General features: G+C 56.3%; 19 protein-coding genes. 3 read left to right on the top strand and 16 right to left on the bottom strand.

The genetic code is table 11. The annotated features are described in order from the left end of the window. Window positions 1–51: 51 nt before the first annotated feature. The 6 genes from gmk to CHH67_RS02005 all read right to left on the bottom strand — a co-directional run bounded on the left by gmk (window position 52) and on the right by CHH67_RS02005 (window position 7,768). Window positions 52–624 (bottom strand): guanylate kinase, encoded by a 573-nt coding sequence (gene gmk / locus CHH67_RS02030; protein ID WP_095263302.1) that lies wholly within the window; start codon window positions 622–624, stop codon window positions 52–54. Window positions 625–637: 13 nt separating this feature from the next. After that, window positions 638–898 (bottom strand): extracellular matrix/biofilm regulator RemA, encoded by a 261-nt coding sequence (gene remA, locus CHH67_RS02025; protein WP_006209218.1) that lies wholly within the window; start codon window positions 896–898, stop codon window positions 638–640. Between the two features lie 52 nt (window positions 899–950). Then, window positions 951–1,841 carry a YicC/YloC family endoribonuclease gene (locus tag CHH67_RS02020; RefSeq protein WP_095263301.1) on the bottom strand — a complete coding sequence of 297 codons (891 nt, stop codon included), beginning with the start codon at window positions 1,839–1,841 and terminating at the stop codon, window positions 951–953. Between the two features lie 39 nt (window positions 1,842–1,880). Continuing rightward, entirely contained in the window at window positions 1,881–3,761 is a 1,881-nt protein-coding gene (locus CHH67_RS02015) for a bifunctional homocysteine S-methyltransferase/methylenetetrahydrofolate reductase (protein ID WP_095263300.1), read from the bottom strand. Window positions 3,762–4,069: 308 nt separating this feature from the next. Next, window positions 4,070–4,906 (bottom strand): diaminopimelate epimerase, encoded by an 837-nt coding sequence (dapF, locus tag CHH67_RS02010; protein ID WP_095263299.1) that lies wholly within the window; start codon window positions 4,904–4,906, stop codon window positions 4,070–4,072. Between the two features lie 75 nt (window positions 4,907–4,981). After that, window positions 4,982–7,768: a calcium-translocating P-type ATPase, SERCA-type gene (locus CHH67_RS02005; RefSeq protein ID WP_095263298.1), complete on the bottom strand. Its 2,787-nt coding sequence runs from the start codon at window positions 7,766–7,768 to the stop codon at window positions 4,982–4,984. Window positions 7,769–7,950: 182 nt separating this feature from the next. Here CHH67_RS02005 and CHH67_RS02000 point away from each other — a divergent pair, with 182 nt between their 5' ends. Further along, window positions 7,951–9,711 carry an Rqc2 family fibronectin-binding protein gene (locus tag CHH67_RS02000; RefSeq protein WP_095263297.1) on the top strand — a complete coding sequence of 587 codons (1,761 nt, stop codon included), beginning with the start codon at window positions 7,951–7,953 and terminating at the stop codon, window positions 9,709–9,711. 390 nt (window positions 9,712–10,101) lie between these two features. Here the strand turns inward: CHH67_RS02000 and CHH67_RS01995 are convergent, their stop codons facing one another. From CHH67_RS01995 to CHH67_RS01950, 9 genes are all read right to left on the bottom strand, one after another. After that, window positions 10,102–10,974, bottom strand: coding sequence for a PHP domain-containing protein (locus tag CHH67_RS01995; RefSeq protein ID WP_095263325.1), 873 nt, complete (start codon window positions 10,972–10,974; stop codon window positions 10,102–10,104). 47 nt (window positions 10,975–11,021) lie between these two features. Next, window positions 11,022–11,921 carry a LysR family transcriptional regulator gene (locus CHH67_RS01990; protein WP_095263296.1) on the bottom strand — a complete coding sequence of 300 codons (900 nt, stop codon included), beginning with the start codon at window positions 11,919–11,921 and terminating at the stop codon, window positions 11,022–11,024. A gap of 144 nt (window positions 11,922–12,065) precedes the next feature. Next, window positions 12,066–12,503, bottom strand: a complete 438-nt coding sequence (locus tag CHH67_RS01985) for a hypothetical protein (protein ID WP_095263295.1) — start codon at window positions 12,501–12,503, stop codon at window positions 12,066–12,068. 307 nt (window positions 12,504–12,810) lie between these two features. Continuing rightward, window positions 12,811–13,074, bottom strand: coding sequence for a YlbG family protein (locus CHH67_RS01980; RefSeq protein WP_095263294.1), 264 nt, complete (start codon window positions 13,072–13,074; stop codon window positions 12,811–12,813). 47 nt (window positions 13,075–13,121) lie between these two features. After that, the gene (locus CHH67_RS01975) at window positions 13,122–13,559 is read right to left on the bottom strand and encodes a YlbF/YmcA family competence regulator (protein ID WP_095263293.1); all 438 of its coding nucleotides are present in this window, start codon (window positions 13,557–13,559) and stop codon (window positions 13,122–13,124) included. A gap of 101 nt (window positions 13,560–13,660) precedes the next feature. Next, complete coding sequence (locus tag CHH67_RS01970) at window positions 13,661–15,586, bottom strand: helicase-associated domain-containing protein (protein ID WP_095263292.1); 1,926 nt, start codon at window positions 15,584–15,586, stop codon at window positions 13,661–13,663. Next, on the bottom strand, window positions 15,583–17,499 hold the full coding sequence (locus CHH67_RS01965) for a DNA repair helicase XPB (RefSeq protein ID WP_179292048.1): 1,917 nt from the start codon (window positions 17,497–17,499) through the stop codon (window positions 15,583–15,585). The genes CHH67_RS01970 and CHH67_RS01965 overlap by 4 nt, the downstream gene beginning before the upstream one ends. A 145-nt stretch (window positions 17,500–17,644) precedes the next feature. Beyond that, a complete protein-coding gene (locus tag CHH67_RS01955; protein ID WP_095263291.1) occupies window positions 17,645–18,814 on the bottom strand; it encodes a M20 family metallopeptidase in 1,170 nt (389 codons plus the stop codon). A gap of 22 nt (window positions 18,815–18,836) precedes the next feature. Next, window positions 18,837–19,349, bottom strand: a complete 513-nt coding sequence (locus tag CHH67_RS01950) for an NUDIX hydrolase (protein WP_095263290.1) — start codon at window positions 19,347–19,349, stop codon at window positions 18,837–18,839. A gap of 262 nt (window positions 19,350–19,611) precedes the next feature. Between CHH67_RS01950 and CHH67_RS01945 the strand changes: the two genes are divergently transcribed. Both CHH67_RS01945 and ftsW read left to right on the top strand, forming a co-directional pair. After that, complete coding sequence (locus CHH67_RS01945) at window positions 19,612–19,959, top strand: YugN family protein (protein ID WP_095263289.1); 348 nt, start codon at window positions 19,612–19,614, stop codon at window positions 19,957–19,959. 16 nt (window positions 19,960–19,975) lie between these two features. Continuing rightward, entirely contained in the window at window positions 19,976–21,199 is a 1,224-nt protein-coding gene (gene ftsW, locus CHH67_RS01940) for a putative lipid II flippase FtsW (RefSeq protein WP_095263324.1), read from the top strand. 41 nt (window positions 21,200–21,240) lie between these two features. Here the strand turns inward: ftsW and CHH67_RS01935 are convergent, their stop codons facing one another. Then, complete coding sequence (locus tag CHH67_RS01935) at window positions 21,241–21,627, bottom strand: Asp23/Gls24 family envelope stress response protein (RefSeq protein WP_095263288.1); 387 nt, start codon at window positions 21,625–21,627, stop codon at window positions 21,241–21,243. Window positions 21,628–21,672: the final 45 nt, after the last annotated feature.

Genomic DNA, 21,672 nt, shown 5'->3' with positions numbered 1-21,672 from the left:
TGCTTTCTTTAACCCACAAAAAAACCTCACCCTGCACATGGTCAGCGGCGGTTACTTTCTTATTTTACAATGTTCGGCTGTAATAATCGATTGTATTCGTTCACAAGCCAGCTCAATCTTGTCATTCACTACCGCATAATCATAATGCTGCAGCAGATTGATTTCGTCAACCGCGACGGACATCCGGTGGTCAATCGTATCCTGGCTCTCTGTTCCGCGGCCCTTGATCCGGTCTTTCAGTTCATCCAGAGACGGCGGCATCAGGAATACAAAGATTCCATCCGGAAACTTCTCCTTCACCTTCAGTGCTCCTTGAACCTCAATCTCCAGAATAATATCCTTGCCCTCAGCCAGCGTCTTCTCCACAAAATCACGGGGAGTTCCGTAATAGTTCCCGACATATTCAGCATATTCCAGCAGCTGATCATGTTCGATCATCTCAAGGAACTGCTCGCGCGTCTTGAAGAAGTAGTTGACGCCATCCACTTCCCCCGCACGCGGAGAACGCGTCGTGGCCGATACAGAATACACCAGATCCGGAACCTGGCTGCGCAGCGCCGTGCATACGGTTCCTTTACCAACTCCGGACGGACCGGACAATACAATCAATAATCCCTTAGACATAATACTCCTCATTCTATTCGTCGTTGTCGTCATCTTTGCTGGACAGACGGTGTGCTACCGTCTCAGGCTGTACCGCCGATAAAATCACATGATCGCTATCGGTGATAATAACAGCTCTAGTCCTGCGGCCATATGTAGCATCAATCAGCATATGACGATCTCGTGCTTCTTGAATAATCCGTTTGATCGGAGCCGACTCCGGGCTCACGATAGAAATGATTCGGTTGGCCGATACGATATTTCCGAAGCCAATATTAATGAGTTTGATTGCCATTTTGCGGTTGTTCCCCCTATACATTTGACTCTATTGCCGATTCAAGCCGAGCTCATTCCACGTTGGCGGCTTGTTCACGAATCTTCTCCAGTTCCGCTTTCATTTCGACAACACGGTTTACCAGAGTCAGATGATTGGCTTTCGATCCAATCGTATTGACTTCCCTGTTCATTTCCTGAATTAGAAAATCCAGCTTTCGGCCGACAGGTCCTTCATGGTGAAGCAGCTTCCTGCTCTGCTCCAGATGGCTCCGAAGACGCGTGAGCTCCTCGTCAACATTGGAGCGTTCGGCAAACAAAGCCACTTCCATTCCAAATATATGTTCATCTACAGCCAGTGACCCGTCATCCAGCGCCTCGATACGCTGTCGCAGACGCTTCCGGTATTCCTCCGGAACCGTCGGTGCAAGCTCTGTCATCTCACGGTGCAGCGCCTCAATGCGTTCAAGCCTGTGCTCGATATCCGCGGCCAGAAACGCCCCTTCCCTGCTTCGCATCTGCAGCAGTCCGTCAAGCGCCTCGTTCAGCCCGCCCAGCAGCGCCTTCTCCCACGCTTCCTGGCCGTTGTCGTCCATCGGCAGGCTGCCTCTTGGACTGACCAGAATGTCGGGCAGCGACAAAATATCCTTCGCCGTCAGACTTCCCTCGATACCGTAGGCTTTCAGCTCCTCGGCGGCCTGCAGATAGGCCTTGACCCGGGCGTGGTTCAGCACCGCATCGGCGTTGTCGCCGCTGTGCTCCCTGTTAATAAATACATCCACCCGACCGCGCCCGATTCTGGACTGAACAGCCCTTCTGAAGCTGTCCTCGAAGCATGTCCATTCACGGGGCATCCGGAACACAACCTCACAGTATCTGTGATTGACAGACTTCACCTCAAACGACACGCTATAGCCCTGAAAATCGATAACGGACTGGCCATATCCGGTCATGCTCAATGACATCGGAAATCACATCCATTACACTATTGTAATTGAAAATTATTAATGAAACAAGTGGGGGGTCGGCCTTCCCGACTTCTCCCATACATGCTCCATCAACTGTACACTCATCTCATAGAACATGAACGGCGTCATCAAATAAATACCGTTAAAATGCTCCATTGCTACCTCCAGCAGCTCCTGGCCGATCTGAACCCCCATCGCCCGGCCTTCAGCGCCTTCAAGCCCGGCCATGCGCTCACGGACGGCGTCCGACAGCTGAATGCCCGGCACCTCGTTATGAAGATATTCGGCGTTGCGGCCGCTGGCCAGCGGCATGATGCCGATAAAGATCGGAATATCCAGATGCGCGGTCGCTTCCTTCAGCTTCACGATCAGCTCCGGATCATATACGGGCTGGGTCATAATGTAGTCCGCGCCAGAGGCAATCTTCTTCTCCAGCCGCTGAACCGCCTTGTCCAGATGCTTCACATTCGGATTAAATGCAGCGCCAACCACGAACTTCGCTTTCTGCTTGAGCGGCTTGCCGGAGAAGGCGATCCCTTCGTTCAGCTGCTTGATCATCCGAATGATCTCAAACGATGTCATATCATACACCGAGCTTGCCCCCGGCAGATCGCCGAACCGTGCCGGATCGCCGGTGACAGCCAGCACATGGTCGATGCCAAGCGCATCAAAGCCCATCATATGAGACTGGGTGCCGATCAGATTCCGGTCCCGGCAAGCAATGTGAATAAGCGGCCGCAGCCCTACCCGCTCCTGCACCAGATGGCCAAGCGCCATGTTGCTCATCCGGGTGACGGCCAGCGAGTTGTCCGCCAGCGTCAGCGCATCGGCCCCGGCCTTTTTGAGCGCTTCTGCCCCCTTCATGAACTTCGTGATGTCCAGGTCGCGCGGCGGATCAAGCTCCACGATGACCGTATGGCGCTCCTTGACCAGATCCACCAGGCTCGGGCTCTGATTCAGGTCATCGCCCCTTGAGGCATCGCTTGAACCCGGCTCCTGTACCACAATTCGCGATGGAATAGCTTCATCCCGCTTCGGCAGCGGCACAGGCGTATAGCCGGACAGCGCCTTGGCAATCTCCGAAATATGCGCCGGCGTCGTTCCGCAGCATCCGCCGATAATTCTGGCGCCCAGATCGGCAAAAGGAACAGCCGTGCTACCGAAATAGGAAGGGCTGGCACCATAGCGGTACTCCCCGTCCACGTAATCGGCGATCCCGGCATTCGGAAAGACCGAAGCCGGAAGATTCAGTTCCCCTTCCAGCGTCTCCAAAGCGCGCTTGATGCCGTTAGGCCCAGTGCGGCAGTTGAATCCGATAACATCTGCGCCCTCATCACTGAGTATACGGCAAGCTTCCGGCATCGTATACCCGTCCAGCGTGCGCGCCACATCCTCGACAGCAAATTGACAGATGACCGGCAGGCTGCTCAGCCGGCGCATCTCCTTCAAAGCTAGCTGAATTTCTTCCACATCATAGAAGGTTTCGAGCAGAATGCCGTCAACCCCTTCCGACAGCAGCACGTCCAGCTGCTGTTCGAAATACCGCTTCAGCTCCGATGAAGACAGATCCCGCCGCCGCCCGGCGCGAATCGAGCCTATTGCGCCGACGACGTAGACCTGCTCGCCCGCTGCCTCGCGCGCAATCATGGCACCGGCCCGGTTAATTTCAGCCACTTTGGATTCCAGACCGTATTTGGACAATTTATCGTAATTGGCGGAGAAGGTGTTCGTCTCAATCACCCGGGCCCCCGCTTCGATATATTGGCGATGAACATTTCTGATGACCTCCGGGGAGGTCAGATTCAGCTCTTCATAAGAAATTCCGACGGGGAAGCCTTGCTGATACAAATAGGTACCCATCGCGCCGTCGCCGACCAGTACCTCTTTCTCCAATGCCTGTCGCAGATCCGGTTTCACTGCATTCCCCTCCAACTGATTGTTATTTTCAATAATGTATCATAAAACCTTCCCAAAGATAAAGGGACAAAAGCGAGTTCGGACGCGAAAAAACCGAAGCCTGCTCCCCTCCTGCTTGAGGCCTTTTCCACCCATGATCCGAAACCACCGATAACGAAAAAGAAGCCCTTCCCCGGAAGCTGCCCTGATGGATCGCTCCTGTCTGAATGAGAACAGCGCGAGGTGCGAGACCCCTGTCTCATGCTTGGGAGCCGATCCTCGTCAACGCCGAGGAAAGACTTCTATACAAATGTCGTGCAAGGCACGTTCTACTCAGCTACCGTACCTTTATATACGATTTCAGCCGGCCCTGTCATGTACACGTGATTGTCGCTTTCGTCCCACTCGATGAACAGATCCCCGCCCTTTAGCGAGATCGTGGCCGAGCGATCCGTCTTCCCGTTCAGAACGGAAGATACCAGCGTTGCGCAAGCGCCTGTACCGCAGGCCAGCGTCGGCCCCGCTCCGCGCTCCCATACCCGCATGTCCACCTGGTCCTTCGCGTTCACCGTCGCAAATTCCACGTTGATCTTCTTCGGGAACAACGGATGAACCTCCAGCTTCGGCCCCCACGCAGCCAGATCGAAGTTGACGGCATCGTCAACGTAGATCACACAGTGCGGGTTGCCCATCGAAACCGCGGTAAAGCGGAATTCGCGTCCGTCCACCTCGACCGGATGGTCGACGACAGGATTCGCATCCACCGTAGTCGGCACGCTCAGCCCATCGAGAACCGGCTCGCCCATGTCCACGCGCACGCTGCTTACCTTGCCGCCGCTGACGGTCAGCTGCAGCTTCTGCACCCCTGCGCCAATCGTCTCGATTGTAATCTCCTCGCGGGTGGTCAACCCGTGATCATAGACGTACTTCGCGACACAGCGGATGGCGTTGCCGCACTGCTCCGCCTCGGAGCCGTCCGAGTTCATAATTCGCATCATGAAATCCGCCTTCTCGGAAGGCAATATATAGACAAGCCCATCGGCACCGATGCCGAAGAATCGATTGCATAATTTCACAGCCAGGTCGGAGGCATTCTGCGGAAGCTCCTTCTCACCGTAAACAACGACAAAGTCATTGCCCAAGCCATGCATTTTCGTAAATTCCATCCTACATCCATCTCCTCTGCGGTTGCTGCTTATGGACTTAGCATACCGCAGATTCGAGTGGACATCCAATTCATTTTATGCCGAAATATTTGCACTCTTCGTCATCATGCTCCGGCGGCGGTTGCGTCTGCCGCCCCACACGCTGCCAGCGCCCATCAGGAAGGTAGGAATGCCTGCGGCCACAAGGGTAAGCGCCCATTCCTTCAGGCCGAGCGGCACCGTTTTGAAGATCGGCTGAAGCGCCTCGATATACATGACGCCGAGCATCAGCAGCACCGAGGAGGCGACGGCCAGCACCAGCGACTTGTTCTGCAGCGGGTTGCGATGGAAGATCGAACGCGAGCTGCGGCAGTCAAACACATGAATCAGCTGCGCCATGACAAGGGTGGCAAAGGCCACTGACTGCGCTTTGGCCAGTTGGGCCGGATCGTTCGGGGCAATGCGGAGCGTCAGCCAGAACGCGCCGAGCGTGCAGAGTCCGATCAGGAAGCCGCGGCTAATAATTTTCCAGCCGAGACGTCTGGCAAATATGTTCTCTTTGGCGCCGCGCGGCTTCTGCTCCATCAGATCCTTCTCCGGCTGATCCACGCCGAGCGCCATCGCCGGCAAACCGTCGGTCACCAGGTTCACCCACAGAATCTGAATCGGGGCGAGCGGCAGCGGAAGTCCCATCATCATCGCAAAGAACATCGTCAAAATTTCACCTACGTTCGAGGCAAGCAGATAGCGGATAAATTTGCGAATATTCTCATAGATGCTCCGCCCTTCCTCGATCGCCGCCACAATAGTGGAGAAGTTGTCATCGCTCAGGATGAGCGACGACGCTTCCTTGCTGACATCCGTGCCGGTGATGCCCATCGCTATCCCGATGTCGGCCGCCTTGATCGCCGGAGCATCATTGACGCCGTCGCCGGTCATAGCCACCACATGCCCTTTGCGCTGCAGCGATTTGACGATGCGCAGCTTGTGCTCCGGCGAGACCCGGGCGTACACATAGGTCTGATCAACTCTGGCGTCAAGCTCCTTGTCATCCAGGCGGGCCAGCTCCTGGCCGGTCATCGACAGTCCGTTGCGCGGCAAGATGCCCAGCTGCGCCGCAATCGCCTCGGCCGTCGTGCGATGGTCGCCGGTAATCATGACCGTCTTAATGCCTGCCCGGCGGCATTTGGAGATCGCGTCGCGCACTTCCTTGCGCGGCGGATCGATCATGCCGGTGAGCCCGATAAAGATCAGCTGGCATTCCGCTTCCGTCTCGCTCTCCGGTCTATCATGCGGACGCAGGTCCCGGTAAGCGAGTCCGAGCACCCGCAGCGCCTCGGAGGCCATCTTCTCATTGGCGCCGAGCACTTTTTGACGCAGCGTTGGCGTCAGCGGAACGACATTGCCGTCCCACAATATATACGTACATTTATCCAGCAGCACATCCGGGGCGCCCTTTGTGCACAGCAGGCGGCCTCCCTGATGGCTGACGATGACGGACATCAGCTTGCGCGTGGAATCAAACGGGAATTCCTTGTCCCGCTGGTACATGTTCGCCAGGCTTGTCTGGGTTAGTCCCATCTTCGAAGCCAGCGTCAGCAGCGCGCCCTCCGTCGGGTCCCCCTTCAGCTCCCAGACGGCTGCCGGCTCCGCTTCCTTCCCTTTGCGGCGGCTGCGGCTTTCCTCCTGCGCCGTTTCTATAATCTCGGCGTTGTTGCACAGCCCCCCGACCTGGAGCAGGCGGCGCAGCGCCTGATCGGAACGGAGCTCAACCGGTTTTCCTTTGAGCAGAATTTGTCCGGCAGGCTCATAGCCTTGCCCGGTCACCTCCATCGTACGCCCCCCGAGCCACACCCGGGTGACCGTCATTTTATTCTGGGTGAGCGTGCCCGTTTTATCCGAGCAGATTACGGAGGCGCAGCCAAGCGTCTCCACGGATGGCAGCTTGCGCACGATCGCCTTGCGCTTGATCATCCGCTGTACGCCGAGGGCCAGCGCGATCGTCACGATGGCGGGCAGCCCTTCAGGTATGGCCGCCACGGCAAGGCTGACGCCCGCAAGAAACATGCCCGGTACCGGCTGTCCATGCAGGATCCCCGCCACAACAACGAGAATCGTAAGGCCGAGGGAGACGCCGATCAGAATCTTTCCAAGCTGCTCCAACCGGTGCTGCAGCGGGGTTTCCTGGGACTCCGTATTTTGGATCAGATCGGCGATTTTGCCCATCTCCGTCTCCATGCCGGTCCGGATGACGACACCTCGGGCCGTCCCCCTTGTCACCATCGTCCCCATGAAACCGATGTTCTTCTGATCCCCGAGCGGCACATCCTCCTCAAGGATTTCGGCCGAATGCTTGTTCACCGGCATCGATTCCCCGGTCAGGGCCGATTCCTCGACGCTGCAGCTGTTCGTTTCGATCCAGCGCACATCGGCCGGAACACGGTCGCCGCTTTCGACCAGCACCACATCCCCCGGAACGAGCTCCCGGGCTGCAATGTAAATCACCTTGCCGTCCCGCACCACCCTCGTGGTCGGCGCCGACAGCTGCTTGAGCGCCCGCAGCGACCGTTCCGCTCTGAACTCCTGGATAAATCCGAGGATCCCGTTAATGAATATAATCGCCACGATGGTGACGGCATCCAGGTACTCGCCCAGCAGACCGGAGATCAAGGTCGCTCCCAAGAGGACCAACACCATAAAATCCTTGAATTGATTCAAAAAGAGGGCCACCGGAGAAATTTTCACGCCCTCGGACAGCTCGTTGTATCCGCTCGTTTTGCGTCTTTCCCCGGCCTCTTCTTCCGTGAGGCCCTGGTCCGGATCAAGCTGCAGCGCCTGCTGGAGCTCCTCCGTCTTCATCTGGTGCCATTGCTTTTGTTCCATGCTTCCCTTCCCTCCCGGTTGATTGCAAGTTCCGGCGGATGACAGCTTTTCCACCCTCTCATTCGTAAATGTATTCGGACAGGTCTTGAATTATCACACGATAGCCCTTAAGTTTTTGCTGGAATTATGGCATCATAGAGAGGTGCTCAAGCGAAGGGCAACGAGAAGATAGGAGAATGATTATGGCACTCGACGGAATTGTTACAAGAGCCATTGTGCATGAGCTTCAGATGTGCAGAGGCTCCCGCATTAATAAAATATATCAGCCAAACGACCGCGACATCGTGCTTCATCTGCGCACCCAGCAAGGAAATGCGAAGCTGCTGCTGTCGGCGAACCCGACCTATCCCCGGGTCCATCTGACGCAGGAAAGCTTCCTCAACCCGGCCGAAGCGCCGATGTTCTGCATGCTGATGCGCAAGCACTGTGAGAGCGGCATCATTGAGGACATCGAACAGGTTGGCATGGAACGGATTATCCACATCTCGATCCGGCAGCGCGACGAGCTTGGTGACGTGTCCCTGAAGAAGATCATCATTGAACTTATGGGCAGACACAGCAACATCATCCTTGTCGATCCGGCGGCGGGCACGATTCTGGATGGCATCCATCACGTCACCCCGGCCATCAGCAGCTATCGGGTCGTCATGCCCGGCTTCAGCTACACGGAGCCGCCCGAGCAGCACAAGCTGAATCCGCTCGAAGTGGATGGGGAGTCCTTCCGGGATGCTTGCCTGCTCGATTCGCAGCCGGCCGTCTCGTGGCTTGTCGGCGCGTTCAGCGGACTCAGTCCGCTGGTTGCATCGGAGATCGCCTACCGCGCGGGCGAAGGCAGCGGCCATTCGGCGGAGGAAAGCGAGAAGGATTGCGGCAGCTTGTGGAGCGCCTTTCACGATGTGATGCAGCAGGTGAAAGAGCATCGATACACGCCGGTATCCGGGGAGAATGCCAAAGGAAAATCGGTGTTTTCCGTCATTCCGCTAACGATGCTGGGCGGGGAAACGACGCCATTCGAATCGGTCAGCGCATGCATGGAAAATTTCTACGGCGAGAAGGCCCAGCGCGATGCGGTCAAGCAGAAGGTCAGCGATCTGCTTCGCTTCCTTCAGAACGAGCGGACGAAAAACATTAAGAAGCTGGACAAACTTCACGAGGATCTGGCTGAAGCCGACGATGCGGACCGGTACCGGATATTCGGCGAGCTGTTGTTCGCTTCCCTGCATGCCATAGCGAAAGGCGACCGTGAAGCGAGACTCGTGAATTTCTACGACGAGAATCAGGCCGAGGTGACGATCCCGCTTGATCCGCTGCTGTCGCCATCGGATAACGCCCAGCGCTATTTCAAGAAATACAACAAGTACAAAAACAGCCTGGCCGTCATCGAGGAACAGCTTGGCAAGACACGCGAGGAAATCCGTTATATCGACAATCTGCTGCAGCAGCTTGCCCATGCCTCCCTGAACGATATTGACGAAATCCGGGATGAGCTGATCCAGCAAGGGTATCTGCGAGACCGCAGCAAAAAGGTCAAAAAGAAGAAAAAGAACGACAAGCCGACCCTGCACGTCTTCACATCGTCCGAAGGCATCGAGATTTACGTTGGCAAAAACAACCTCCAGAACGAATATGTGACCAATCGTCTGGCCGCTTCAGCGGACACCTGGCTTCACACGAAGGACATTCCGGGCTCGCACGTGGTCATCCGCAGCGCGCAATATGGCGAGGCTACGCTGGAGGAAGCGGCAATGCTGGCTGCCTATTACAGCCAGGCGAAGGAGTCCAGCAGCGTGCCGGTCGATTACACGCTGATCAAGCATGTCCGCAAGCCAAGCGGTGCCAAGCCGGGGTTTGTCATCTACGACAATCAGAAAACGCTGTTTGTGACCCCGGACGAGGAGCGGATCAAGCAGCTGCCTAACGTAATCAGAAACAACCGGAACTAACGCCGGGTGTTCGCAGCCATAATCTGCCATGGACACTCGGGTAAATGCTGCGCTTGTCTTATATAGCGAGAGAATATGCTAGCGTGTTCCAGGCTTATAGTTCAAATCTTGCGTCCCCACAACAAACAGCCCGGCAAGGCTCTGACCTTGTCCGGGCTGTTTGTTTCGTTCCACGTCTGTGTATTCCACGTCTGTGTATTCCATGTCTGTGCGTTTCACGCCTGTGCATTCCACGTCTGTTCGTTATGTTCCAATGGGACGTTGTATTTCAAAAGGCTTCGTCCCTGCCTTCGCGCCCAGGCAGCTCGCGGCTGCTCCGCCAGCAGATGCGCGGCTAGGATAGAGCTGCCTTCTCCTTCTAGCGGAAACAACGAAAACAGCCGCCAACCGCTACAGACCGGTCGTTCGGCATGCTTGTCGCAGCCGGTCCAGTACGTCTATCGAAATCCGGCGGCTGCCAATGTCACCGTGAAACACCTGCCCCTGCCGGACGCCGTGATAATCCGATCCGGCGGTAACGATCAGGCCGAACTCCTTGGCCAGCGCCAGGTAGCGTGCTTCTTCCTCCGGCCCGTGATCGGAATGGTACACTTTAATGCCGGCCGGCTTGGCCTGCTCAATGATGCTGCGCACAAGCTCATCGTCTTCATATAACCCCGGATGGGCAAGCACAGGGGCGCCGCCAGCCTCGCGAATCCAGGCGCAGGCTTCCTGCGGCGATATGCGTGGCTGGGATGCATAGGCAGCGGCTCCCTTGGCCAGATAGCGGTCGAATGCATCGCGCATCGTCTCCGCATATCCTTTGCGCACCAGCGCGTCGGCGATATGCGGACGGCCGATGCTTTCGTCCGGTTTGAGCGGTCGGCCAAGACCGCCGATCACCTCTTCCATCGTTATATCGATCCCGAGCTGCTGCAGGTTGGCGATGATCTGGTCGTTGCGCCGCTCCCGGGTCTGACGAAGTTCGGACAGCCGCGCAAGCAGCGTCTCATCCCGGTGATCGACATAATAGCCGAGAACATGAATGTCCTGGCCTCCAGCCATCGTGCTGATCTCTACGCCCGGAACGACGGTCAGGCCGTCACGTTCTCCGGCAAGGAGCGCTTCCTCGATCCCGGCCACCGTATCATGATCCGTAATCGCGAGCGCGGCAAGGCCGCGTTCCCGCGCCAGCCGCACATTCTCTTCCGGCGTGTTCATCCCGTCCGATGCACGGGTGTGGGTATGCAGATCACATTCCCTTTGATTTATCTCATCCTGTATATTCATCGCTCAAGCTACCTCTCTTATGGATTGTTCTGATTCTCTTATTAAGTCCACTGCCGCTTGCGAAGATAAGACAAAAACGTCATCGCCGACATCGGCAGCAGCGCCGATTTCAGCTGAATGGCATAAAACTTCCGCTTGAAGGATGCATCAGCGATATCAATCATTTTGACCAGACCGAGCGCCGTCTCATGCTTGACCGTCGAGGTGGACAGCATCGTAATCCCCAGCCCTTCCTCGACCGCCGATTTGACCGCGCCGGTGCTTCCAAGCTCCATAACGGTGCGGACGCTGCCGGGATCGATGCCTCGCTCATGCAGAACATCCTCCATCACCTGGCGGGTTCCGGAACCTTTCTCCCGCAGCACAAAAGGATACGCCAGCACATCCTCCAGCATGACCTCGCCACCTTGCTGCGCCAGTGGATGATCGGCAGGAACGATAAGCTTCAGCTCGTCCTCCATCACCGCATCAAGCATCATATCAGGATGATCCACCGGCGCTTCGATCAGGCCGAAGTTCAGCTGATGGCTGGCGATCTCATCCAAAATCTGCGTGGTGTTCATCACTTTCAGCATGATCGAAATATCCGGATACTCCCGGCCGAACGGACCGAGCAGACGCGGAAGCACATATTCTCCGATCGTCAGGCTGGCACCGAGCTGAAGCCTTCCCTGCAAGCTGCTGGAAAAAGCGGCCATCGCCGCATCCGTCTCCCGGGACAGCTCCAAGCTTCTGCGCGCAAAAGGCAGCAGCGTCCTCCCCGCTTCGGACAGCTCCATATGCTTGGTGGAGCGATGCAGCAGCTTGGTGCCGAAGTATTCCTCCAGCGCCTGAACCTGCATCGTCACCGCAGGCTGGCTCATATGAAGCGCCTGGGCCGCCGCCGAGAAGCTTCCCGCTGTCGCCACCGTGTAAAAAATATGTAGCTGATGAAAATTCATAACTGCAATCCCCTCTCGCTGCCTCTATACCGTTTATTCTACCATACAAGCGCATTCAAAAAAGACATCCGCGCTTTCGCTCGCATGTCGATTCCTATATGTTACGCTTAAATTCCGCTTAGGTGATGACCCTGATGCGGCTCCTTATTTCCGTTTGCGGCTGTTCTTAATCAACGTCATCCGCCGGGAATGACGCAGCCAGGAATAATAGGATTTCAGATCACGAAGCTCAATCGTTTCCGACATCCGTCCCAAAAAGGTAATAATAATCATCCGGTGCAGCGGATTTCCGATCAGATCCCGCTCTTCCTCCAGTTCGGCGAATTCGGCCACAACGACCAGGTCGTCATCGATCAGATAGACGTCCTGTTCATTCCGGTAGTAAGGCACAATCCGGTCCTGCTTCAGGCACTCCCACATCCAGGAGCCAATCTCCTCATGCGATGTGGTAACGCCCTTCACCCGGTCTGTATATCGATTCTTCGCGTGGTTCGTTATGACGATGTCGGCTACCTTTTTATCATTGAGTGTTATATAAAACGGCTCGTAGGTGCTCCACCGCTCCGTCCCTTTGTCGCGCATGGAATATCACTCTCCACCAAATGGGTCTTTATATCTAAGTATATATACCCAACATATTACATCATTCCACTTATATTCACAAGATTGAAACATGACATGATGTGAACAATTGAGTAAAATTTAGAATCTTCTGCATTTTTATCCAGTGTCTCTATCATTTTATCGCGCTAGAATGCAAATTATGCCAGTCACCGGTGAATACACGATAAAAAAATGACGCATAAAAAAACAAGCGGCCTTTCGGCCGCTCGTGCGAGCTTGGCATCATTCCTGATGGGACGCGGCGAACCGTAGACAACCGTTCAGATTACGGTCCGAAATATTTGGTCTTGTCAGGAACTTTGCTGCTGTATTCCGTCTTGATCTCATTCCGGTAGGATCGTTCAATTTTGCGAACATAGGAAAGCCTCCGGATATTCTTCATAATCTCTTCAGCACGGTCTGCATTGACGTACATGACGACATAATGCATTCTGCGCGAAATATAATGTACGCTGCCGTATTTCTCCAGATTTCTCGCAGCCTTAACGTCGCTTACCCATATGATGTAACCGGTGCGTTCCGCCAGCATCCTCTTCCCCTCGCTTCACTTTCGTCTCGGTCATCCGGCCAGATGCACTAGCCGCACTGACACCCGCCGCCGCTTCCGCAGCCCTTCTTCGGCAGTGGATCATTGCCTGGAACCTTGATGCTGTCTGATACGGAGTAGGCAATTTTCTCCGACATGGTATGCAGGAGATCGTCCAGATTCTTCTCGGCCAGCTTGAAGCGCTTGACAGCCTCGAAGGCCTCCAGCTCAGCTTCGACCGCGCCTACTTCTTCCTTCGCCGAATGGTAGTTCGGATGGAAATGGCCAAAGCGCTGTGTCTCTTCGAACAGCTCTTTCTTCTGCTCAAGCTTTCTGACCAGAGCCTGAATCTCCGGATCGTTCTGTACCGCCTGCTTCCAATATAGATAATCCGCCACTTCGACGGAAGCATTGATCATATCGCCCAATTCATAGGCATAGGTGAGCACCTCGGCCATATCGACCGTATTGATTTCCGATACGCTCATGAACTCATCCCGCTTCTTTATTAGATTGGTCCGCCCGGTGGGTGGACTCTTTTATCATAGCATAACGCACGTCTATTAAGAAGGGGGAAATCCAATGCCTGCTATGGAACAATCAGCCTCATCTCCTGCCATTGCCCCTCGCCAAGCTGAACATCGGCGCCAGGGGAATCCGCATCCGGCTCGTAGAGGACGCCAGCGACCCTCCACGGGCTCCGCAGCAGCTGTACCGGAATAAACTCCCTTCTCTTGCCTTCGAGCGAAATTTCGACCTTGAGGGCCAGCTGTACCGCCTGTTCCATTATTTGTTTGGCCGTAGACAGATGGTATGCACGGTAATCCCGCGTCCACATCACCGGAAGCTGGGCCAGGTCCGGGCTGTTGTCTTCCTTCAGCTCGGCCTCATCCGGCCTGTACAGCAACGCAGGATGAGACATGCGGATAAGACCGGAAGAAGGCGCGGAAGGGCGGTCATCTGCTCTCTCATTGCCCGCTTTCACCGCTTCGCTGCCATATTTGTCGGTGACTGCCGGGACAGGCGGGCTGATAGGGCTCATATGCGCCATCCCAGCCGCTTGCTCCATCGTTTCCAGTGTCGCCATGCCGCGTCTTGGCGGCAGTCCTGCTGCCGTCAGCAGCTTGCGGATGTCCGAGACCTTGTCCGCCTGGACGGCAAAATACAGAGGGCCGAGTCGCTTGATATCGTCCTTGAGCCGAGGATGATTCTCGATCAGATCTGCTTCGTCCGAAGTCGTGCAGGCCAGCACGGTCAGCTCCATAAAGGCCGTTCGCCCGATCTCCGCCGACCACTGCCGCAGAGCCGCAGCCACATTGTCCGGGATGCCCCCGGCCGCATGCGCCTCCAGAAAGGAAATGGCCTGGCCGGGACTTAGGTCCGCGTCCGCAGCCATAGCCAGCGCTTCCCGGGAAAGACGGTAAACCGACATATGGTCATCGGCCACCCGTTCAGCAAGCCGGGCCGCCGTATACCGGACCGTGTACGGCGTATCCGGCGGAATCAGCACTTCGAAATCCGGCTGTACGATCAGCGTAGCAGGTTCTCCCTCCGCCTCCATCCAAGGGATATCCTCAGCCAAGAGCTGTGCGCCTGTCCGCATGCGCCAGCGGAACAGCGTGTCTCCGCGCTCGTTCTCGCCAAGATCCAGCCAGCCCGCTCCGCTCAGCAACTGAAGCCACGCCTTCAGTGCCTGAAGCAGCCGGCTCCGGTTCGCTTCAGGCAGCAGCCGCTTCTCCTCCAGCTGCTGCAGCAGCTGGGTGTCGGCATGCCACACTCCGGCCGCTAGCCGAGGACTGCACAGCAGCCATGCCGCGTGCTGAAATTCCGGCTCACTTTTCATATAACGCTGCATCAGACACTGCAACAGCCGCTTCTCCATCGCCGCTCGGGGCAGCTTCAGCCATGCGTCCAGTGAAGGCCTGTGCAGGACAAGCGCTTCTGTGTCCAGCCGCAGAAGCCCCAGCGCCAGCAGCAAATCCAACATAACAGCCACATGGGGTGGGTACGCTTCAATATGTTCGTAAGGCAGCTCAAGCCCTCTCACATCGTCAGAGGATAAGGACAGCACCTGCGACAGCCGCTGGATATGCTTCTTGTGCAGCACCCCTTTGGCGGTGAGTGACAGCTCATGCAAGGACGCATACACCAAAGCATTGAACAGATCTGTTGCTATGCCGGCCCTTCCCTCCTGGATCAGACTGACAGACGATGTCAGATCCGGACGATCCGCCAGCCCGCCGTAAAGCGACGCAAGCTGGACCAGCCTGTCGAAAGGGATGTAATACAGCCGCTCCCCCCAGGCTTTGATGACCGCTTGGACCCATCCAAGCTGGCGCAGCTCGGCAAAGACCGCCCGGACTTCAGCCCCGCTCATGCGCTGTACCTGAAGCGCACGGAGCTTGCCATCATCAAAGCCGGTGCCGGCGAATGTGCGCCATATCTGATCCAGCACAGCGCGCTGCCGCGGCTTAAGCCCGGCAATCGTTTCGTGATCCGTTGATCGTATGGTCATCGCTGGCCTGATACCTCCCTTTCCGCAGCAGCGCCAATCTGGCCCGGCTTCCGTCCCTGTTCTTCAGCCAGGGGGATCGACATCGCCTCATAGACGTAGCCCTGCTCGACAAGGAACAGCTGGCGCCGCATGGCAAACATCTCCTCACGGCTGTCGCTGGACACGAGCGTATAGAAGTAGGCTCGGTTCTCACCGCTCTTCGGCCGCAGAATCCGCCCCAGCCGCTGCGCCTCTTCCTGGCGGGAGCCGAAGGTCCCGGACACTTCGATCGCCACGGACGCATCAGGCAGGTCAACGGCAAAATTGGCCACCTTGGATACGACCAGGACCGGCGTCTCTCCCCGGCGGAAGGAGGCATACAGCTCATGGCGCCGCTGCTGTGGCATTTGGCCTGATATGAGCGGAACCTGCAGCTGCTCGGCAATGGCGGTCAGCTGATTCAGATATTGGCCGATAATCAGAATTTGAGCGCCTGGATGGCGCCGGACAAGCGCTTTGATCAGCTCCAGCTTGGCTGGATTCTCGGCAGCCAGCCGGTACTGCTCCCGCTTGCCGCTGTACCGGCATCTTTCCTTGATCGGACCCGGCAGCGGCACCTTCACCTCGATACAGCGGACAGCCGCAATCCAGCCCTGCTCCTCCAGCGCTTTCCACGGCATCTCGTATCGCTTGGGCCCGATCAGCGAGAACACATCCGCCTCCCGGCCATCCTCCCGCACAAGCGTCGCGGTCAGTCCGAGCCGCCGCGTAGCCTGAATATCCGCCGTAGCCCGGAAAACCGGTGCAGGCAGCAAATGAACCTCGTCATAGATGATCAGCCCCCAGCGGCGCTCGTTGAACAGCTTCATATGAAACTGCTCCTCCTCTTTCCGGTGGCGATGGGTCAGAATCTGATACGTAGCCACCGTCACCGGACGAACCGCCTTATGCTCGCCCGTATACTCTCCAATCTGCTCCGGCAGCAGCGTCGTTTTATCCAGCAGCTCGCTAATCCATTGTGTGACCGACGTGGCATTTGAGGTCAGAATCAGCGTCTCGCACTGGAGTTCGCGCATCGCAGCGAGCCCGATGATCGTCTTCCCGGCTCCGCAGGGCAGGACCAGCACGCCGCTGCCTCCCTCACCGCCCGACTCCTTGAAGGCGTCCACCGCCGCCCTCTGGTAGTCGCGCAGCCGTAAACTGCCTTTCGGAGCGGCTACACTGCCAGCCAGAATCCCGTCGACGACCCGCTCCGCGCCTTCTTGCTCTGCAGAGCGGCCTTTCTGCCCACTTGATTGAGCAGAAGCCGCAGCGGATATGGCCCGGGGAGTGCCCGTCTGCTCCGACAGCGGCTCCTGCCGCTCCGGTTCCCTTTGTCCGGACGCGCTTCGATCCCCGTCCCGCCAGTCCAGCGGCAGAAACTGCCCGTCCTGATATCCGACATGATCGAGCACAGGGTACCCCAGCCGGGTCAATTCCTGCTTCAGCAGCCCTCTTAGCCGAGAGGGCGCCTCCGCTTCCAGTTCACTTAGGATGACGAGACCGCTGCTGGCCAGTGAAGGATACCCCTTCAGCTCCGCCAGGACGGATGCACTCCGGCTCTGAAGCAGCAGCCGGCCATCACGCGCCGGATGCATCTTCAGCGTCAGCTGTCCATATCTGGCAACGAGACGCCGAATGTCTTCCTCCAGCGCCGCAGGCAGCTCCCACCGGGAAAGCGACCGGAGACTTATGCATATGTGATCTGCGGTCAGTCCTGCGGCAGCGGCGTTCCACAAGGATAGTGGGGTAATGCGATATGTATGGTATGCGGCCGGACTTTTGACCAGATCGGCGTATTGCGCCAGCTCTGCCCGGGCCTTCTGGAAGGACGGGTGAGCTGTTTCCAGCAGCACGGTCCGGTCCCGCTGGACAATACAAGGCTTCTGTTCCACATCGATGACCTCCTTGGCTAAAAAAAGAAGCTCACATCCATTTAAGCTGGATCTGAACTTCCGGTTATGATGTCATATTATTTCCCAATTGCCAAGGTTCATGCATCGGTCCGGGTCCGGACCGTTTCCGCTGCTGGCTCCTCCCTTATTCCCCACGCTGATAAGCGCGGACAAGCTCGGTCAGCAGCCTCGCTCCATAGAGCATCGCATCCTCATCGAAATCAAACTTCGGATGGTGATGCGGATATACCGCCTGCTTCTCCTCGTTGCCCGCCCCGATAAATATGAAGCAGCCCGGGATTTCGCGAAGGTAGTAGGAGAAGTCCTCTGCCGGCATCAGCTTGGTCGACTCCTTGATGGCGCCCGGCTCAAACACCTTCGGTGCGGTGCGGAAAAAGCGCGCGGTCTCCGCCTCATCATTCACCAGCGGCGGATAGCCCATCAGATAGGATACCGACGCCTGCGCACCATAGGTTTCCGCTACCGATGCCGCCATCGCCTCAATCTTCCTGCGGACCATCAGACGCGTCTCCTCGTCAAAGGTGCGCACCGTGCCGGTGATCCGGCTTGTGCCGGCAATCACGTTCTGCGCGGTGCCGGCCTGGAACGTGCCTACGGTGACCACCGCAGGCTGAAGCGGATCCACCGAGCGGCTGACAATCGTCTGCAGCTGCATGACCAGCGCCGCTCCGGCAACAAGGGCGTCTGATGTGACATGAGGCATGCCCCCGTGACCGCCGCGCCCGGTGATATCGATAAAAAATTCATCCGCCGATGCCATCAATGGCCCCGGAGCGCTCGCCACCTGGCCGACCGGCAGCGGGGTCCAGAGGTGAAGCCCGTATATGACGTCAGCTCCTTCAAGCGCGCCATCCCGGATCATCTCGATGGCCCCGCCCGGGCACACCTCCTCCGCAGGCTGGAACAGAAACCGGATCTCGCCCTCCACTTCCTCCGGCCGGGATGCAAAATAAGCCGCTGCGCCCAGCAGCATGGAGGTGTGGCCGTCATGCCCGCAGGCATGCATGGCGCCCGGAACCTTCGATGCATACTCGCAATCCTTCTCATCCTGAATCGCAAGGGCGTCCATATCCGCGCGAAGCACCACCGTTTTGCCCGGCTTTCCGCCCTTGAGGCTGCCGATCACACCGTGACCGCCGACGCCTGTTCTCACCTCGATGCCGATCTCCCTCAACCGTTCGGCGACATATGCCGCCGTCTCCCGCTCGTGAAAAGACAGCTCCGGATGGCTATGTAGATGCCGCCGCCAGGCGACCATTGTCGGGAACCACTGCTCCCAGAACACTTCCTTCATCTCTGATCATCCTTCCTTTAGCCTATCGGCTGGTGTTCGTCGGCAGCAAGCCATGCAGCATGGAGAGAAACAGCCCGTGTCCTACCATCTGATCCACTTGGCCTCCCTCCTTGATCGTATGACAGGCCTCACGTAAAGGAACCCAGATGGCAGCCACATCCTCTCCATCGTCTGGCTCCGGCTCTGCCGCTCTCTTGATGTCATCGGTATAATAAAAATGCACCTTGCGATTGGTCAGCGAGGCTGCAGGGTAAGCCTCTCCCATATATGTAAGTTCATTGCACAGCACGCCGGTCTCCTCGGCAAGCTCCCGCTGAACAGCCGTGACCTTGTCCTCGTCATGCCGGATCGTTCCGCCCGGCAGCTCCCATGTCGACGCTGACACCGCCTCCCGGTGCTGGCGAACCATGAGCAGGCAGCCTTCATGAATGACTACCACCGCCGCCGATTCCGGCATATGGTCAATCACCGCGATCTCCTTCCCGTCATGCTCCTCCACCGCATAATACTCCGTATCATACACGATTCGATTCATCGGACTTCCCTCTTTTCCGTCAGTTATTTGGGCATCATGAAATATATACCCCTGCCGGAGCGGGAAGCAGCAAACGGATCGGGCTGGAAAATTACTTTTATTCTAACAGAAAAGATAGAGATCTGTCCTACACGAAAACACCCTTCGGATAAAAGGGCTGCAAATTGAAGGCTCACAAGAGCTTCAGGCTTGCACAAGTTCCTGAAACATACTATCATATTAAAGAACTTTGCTAGTGGAATATTAAGGGGGTTAACGCCGCATGATTTTTGAAAATACAGGCTTGGACGGTATGCAAAGCGATTTGGCTTATCTCGACGAATGCGCCGAGAAGGTCGGCTTTATTCGTTGGCAGTGGGAATACTACCGCGCTACATATGATTTGAAAATTGAAGATAAAAAAAATAACGATGAGTACTTCCTCCGCTTCAATACCCGCGTGGTTGAAGGAAAGCTGGAGAAGCCGGACACCATCCTTAAGATTGAAGCCGTATACATGGGCAGAGCGACATTCCCGCACGGCCTTGAGTATGAAACGATGGCACCGTCTCCGGTGATGAACATCGCCAACAAAAAGCTGCAGGAGCTCAAGGCTCTCCTGGAAGCGTAAGTGGTAACATCTTATGATGAAAACGACCAATCCCCAGCCCCAGACCAAAAGAGGGACGCCAGATTTTCAATTGCTTATTCTTACCCTGCTGCTGGTCGGATTCGGACTGATCATGGTATTCAGTTCCAGCTCAAGCTTGGCCGTCTTCAACGAGAAATTTAATTACGACCCGCTCTATTTCACCAAGAGGCAGGGGGTATTTGCCGCTCTTGGATTGCTCGTGATGCTGGTCGCAATGAACATCAATTACAAGATATACAAAAAATTGTTTATTCCGGTGTTTTTCCTAACACTGATTCTGCTCATCTTGCTGATCATCATCGGATCGGCTACCAACGGCGCCCGGAGCTGGTTTAACATGTTCAGCCTGGGAATCCAGCCTACCGAGCTTGCGAAAATCGCCACCATTGTATACTTGGCCGCGCTGATATCCAAAAAAGGGGAGCGGATCCGTCAATGGAAAGGCGGATTTTTCCCGGTGCTGATCATCGTTGGCGTCGTGGCAGGTTTAATTATGCTGCAGCCCGATCTGGGCTCCTGCTTCATCCTGGTCGCTACGTGCGGCCTGGTGATCTACGCAGGCGGAGCAAGCCTGAAGCATATTCTCGGCTGTATATCCCTCGTCGTTCTAGGATTGGTGCTTACACTCGGAGTCGGCTCCCTGTTCGATTCGAGCGGCCCCTCCGACGAGGCATCTAAAGATTATAAGGTCGGCCGAATCGAGGCGTTTCTGGACCCGTTCCAGGACGAGTCCAACACAGGCTACAATCTCGTTCAATCCTTGATCGCGATTGGCCAAGGCGGCATTACAGGCGCGGGCTACGGCGAGAGCATCCAGAAGCTGCACTATCTGCCGAACCCTTATAACGACTTTATCTTCTCCGTCATCGGCGAGGAGTTCGGCTTTATCGGCACCTGCATCTTCCTGCTGGTGTATCTGTATTTTATATTGCGGGGCATCATTATCGCGCTTCGCTGCTCCGACCCGTTCGGCACATTGACCGGGGTCGGCATTATGGGACTGATTGCGATTCAATCCTTTATTAATATCGGCGGAGTCACCAATACGATTCCGATCACAGGGGTTACCCTTCCGTTCATCAGTTACGGCGGCTCTTCCCTGCTTGTCATGATGCTGAGCATGGGCATTATGCTGAGCATTTCAAGGGACAGCAACCGCCCTGTCAAAGAGGAACAGGTAAAATCTGTAGTAAAAAAAGACTACCGGACATCCGTGTAGTCTTTTTTTATGCTTCGGGAAGGGTATGTACTCCCCGATGACTATTTCGTTCTTTGCGGCACATCATCCATGATGTCATCCTTGAAGGCAACGCCCTCGACCTTGACATTCACCTCGACGACTCGAAGTCCGGTCATGCTTTCCACCGCTTCGCGGACATTCTGCTGAAGCATACGGCAGACTTCATGAATCGGCGTCTCATAGAGCACGATAATCCGAAGATCGATGGCCGCCTCAAGCTGACCTACCTCCACCGTAACACCTTTTTGCACATTCTTTCCGCTCAGCCGCTTGGCCCATCCTTCGGATAATCCGCCTGACATGGCTGCAATTCCGGGTGTTTCCAGCGCCGCCAGTCCGGCAATTTTCGAGACGACATCATCCGATATCCGAATCAAACCGCTATCCAGTTGAAGTTGTTCCGTCATGCCATATCCTCCTTCACCTCATTATCAGTTATTGTAAATCCTAAC

It is taken from the genome of Paenibacillus campinasensis (assembly GCF_002272015.1).
GTDB lineage: Bacteria > Bacillota > Bacilli > Paenibacillales > Paenibacillaceae > Paenibacillus_AQ > Paenibacillus_AQ campinasensis.
The sequence above is the reverse complement of the archived record's forward strand: the minus strand, read 5'-3'. Positions and strand labels throughout refer to the sequence as shown.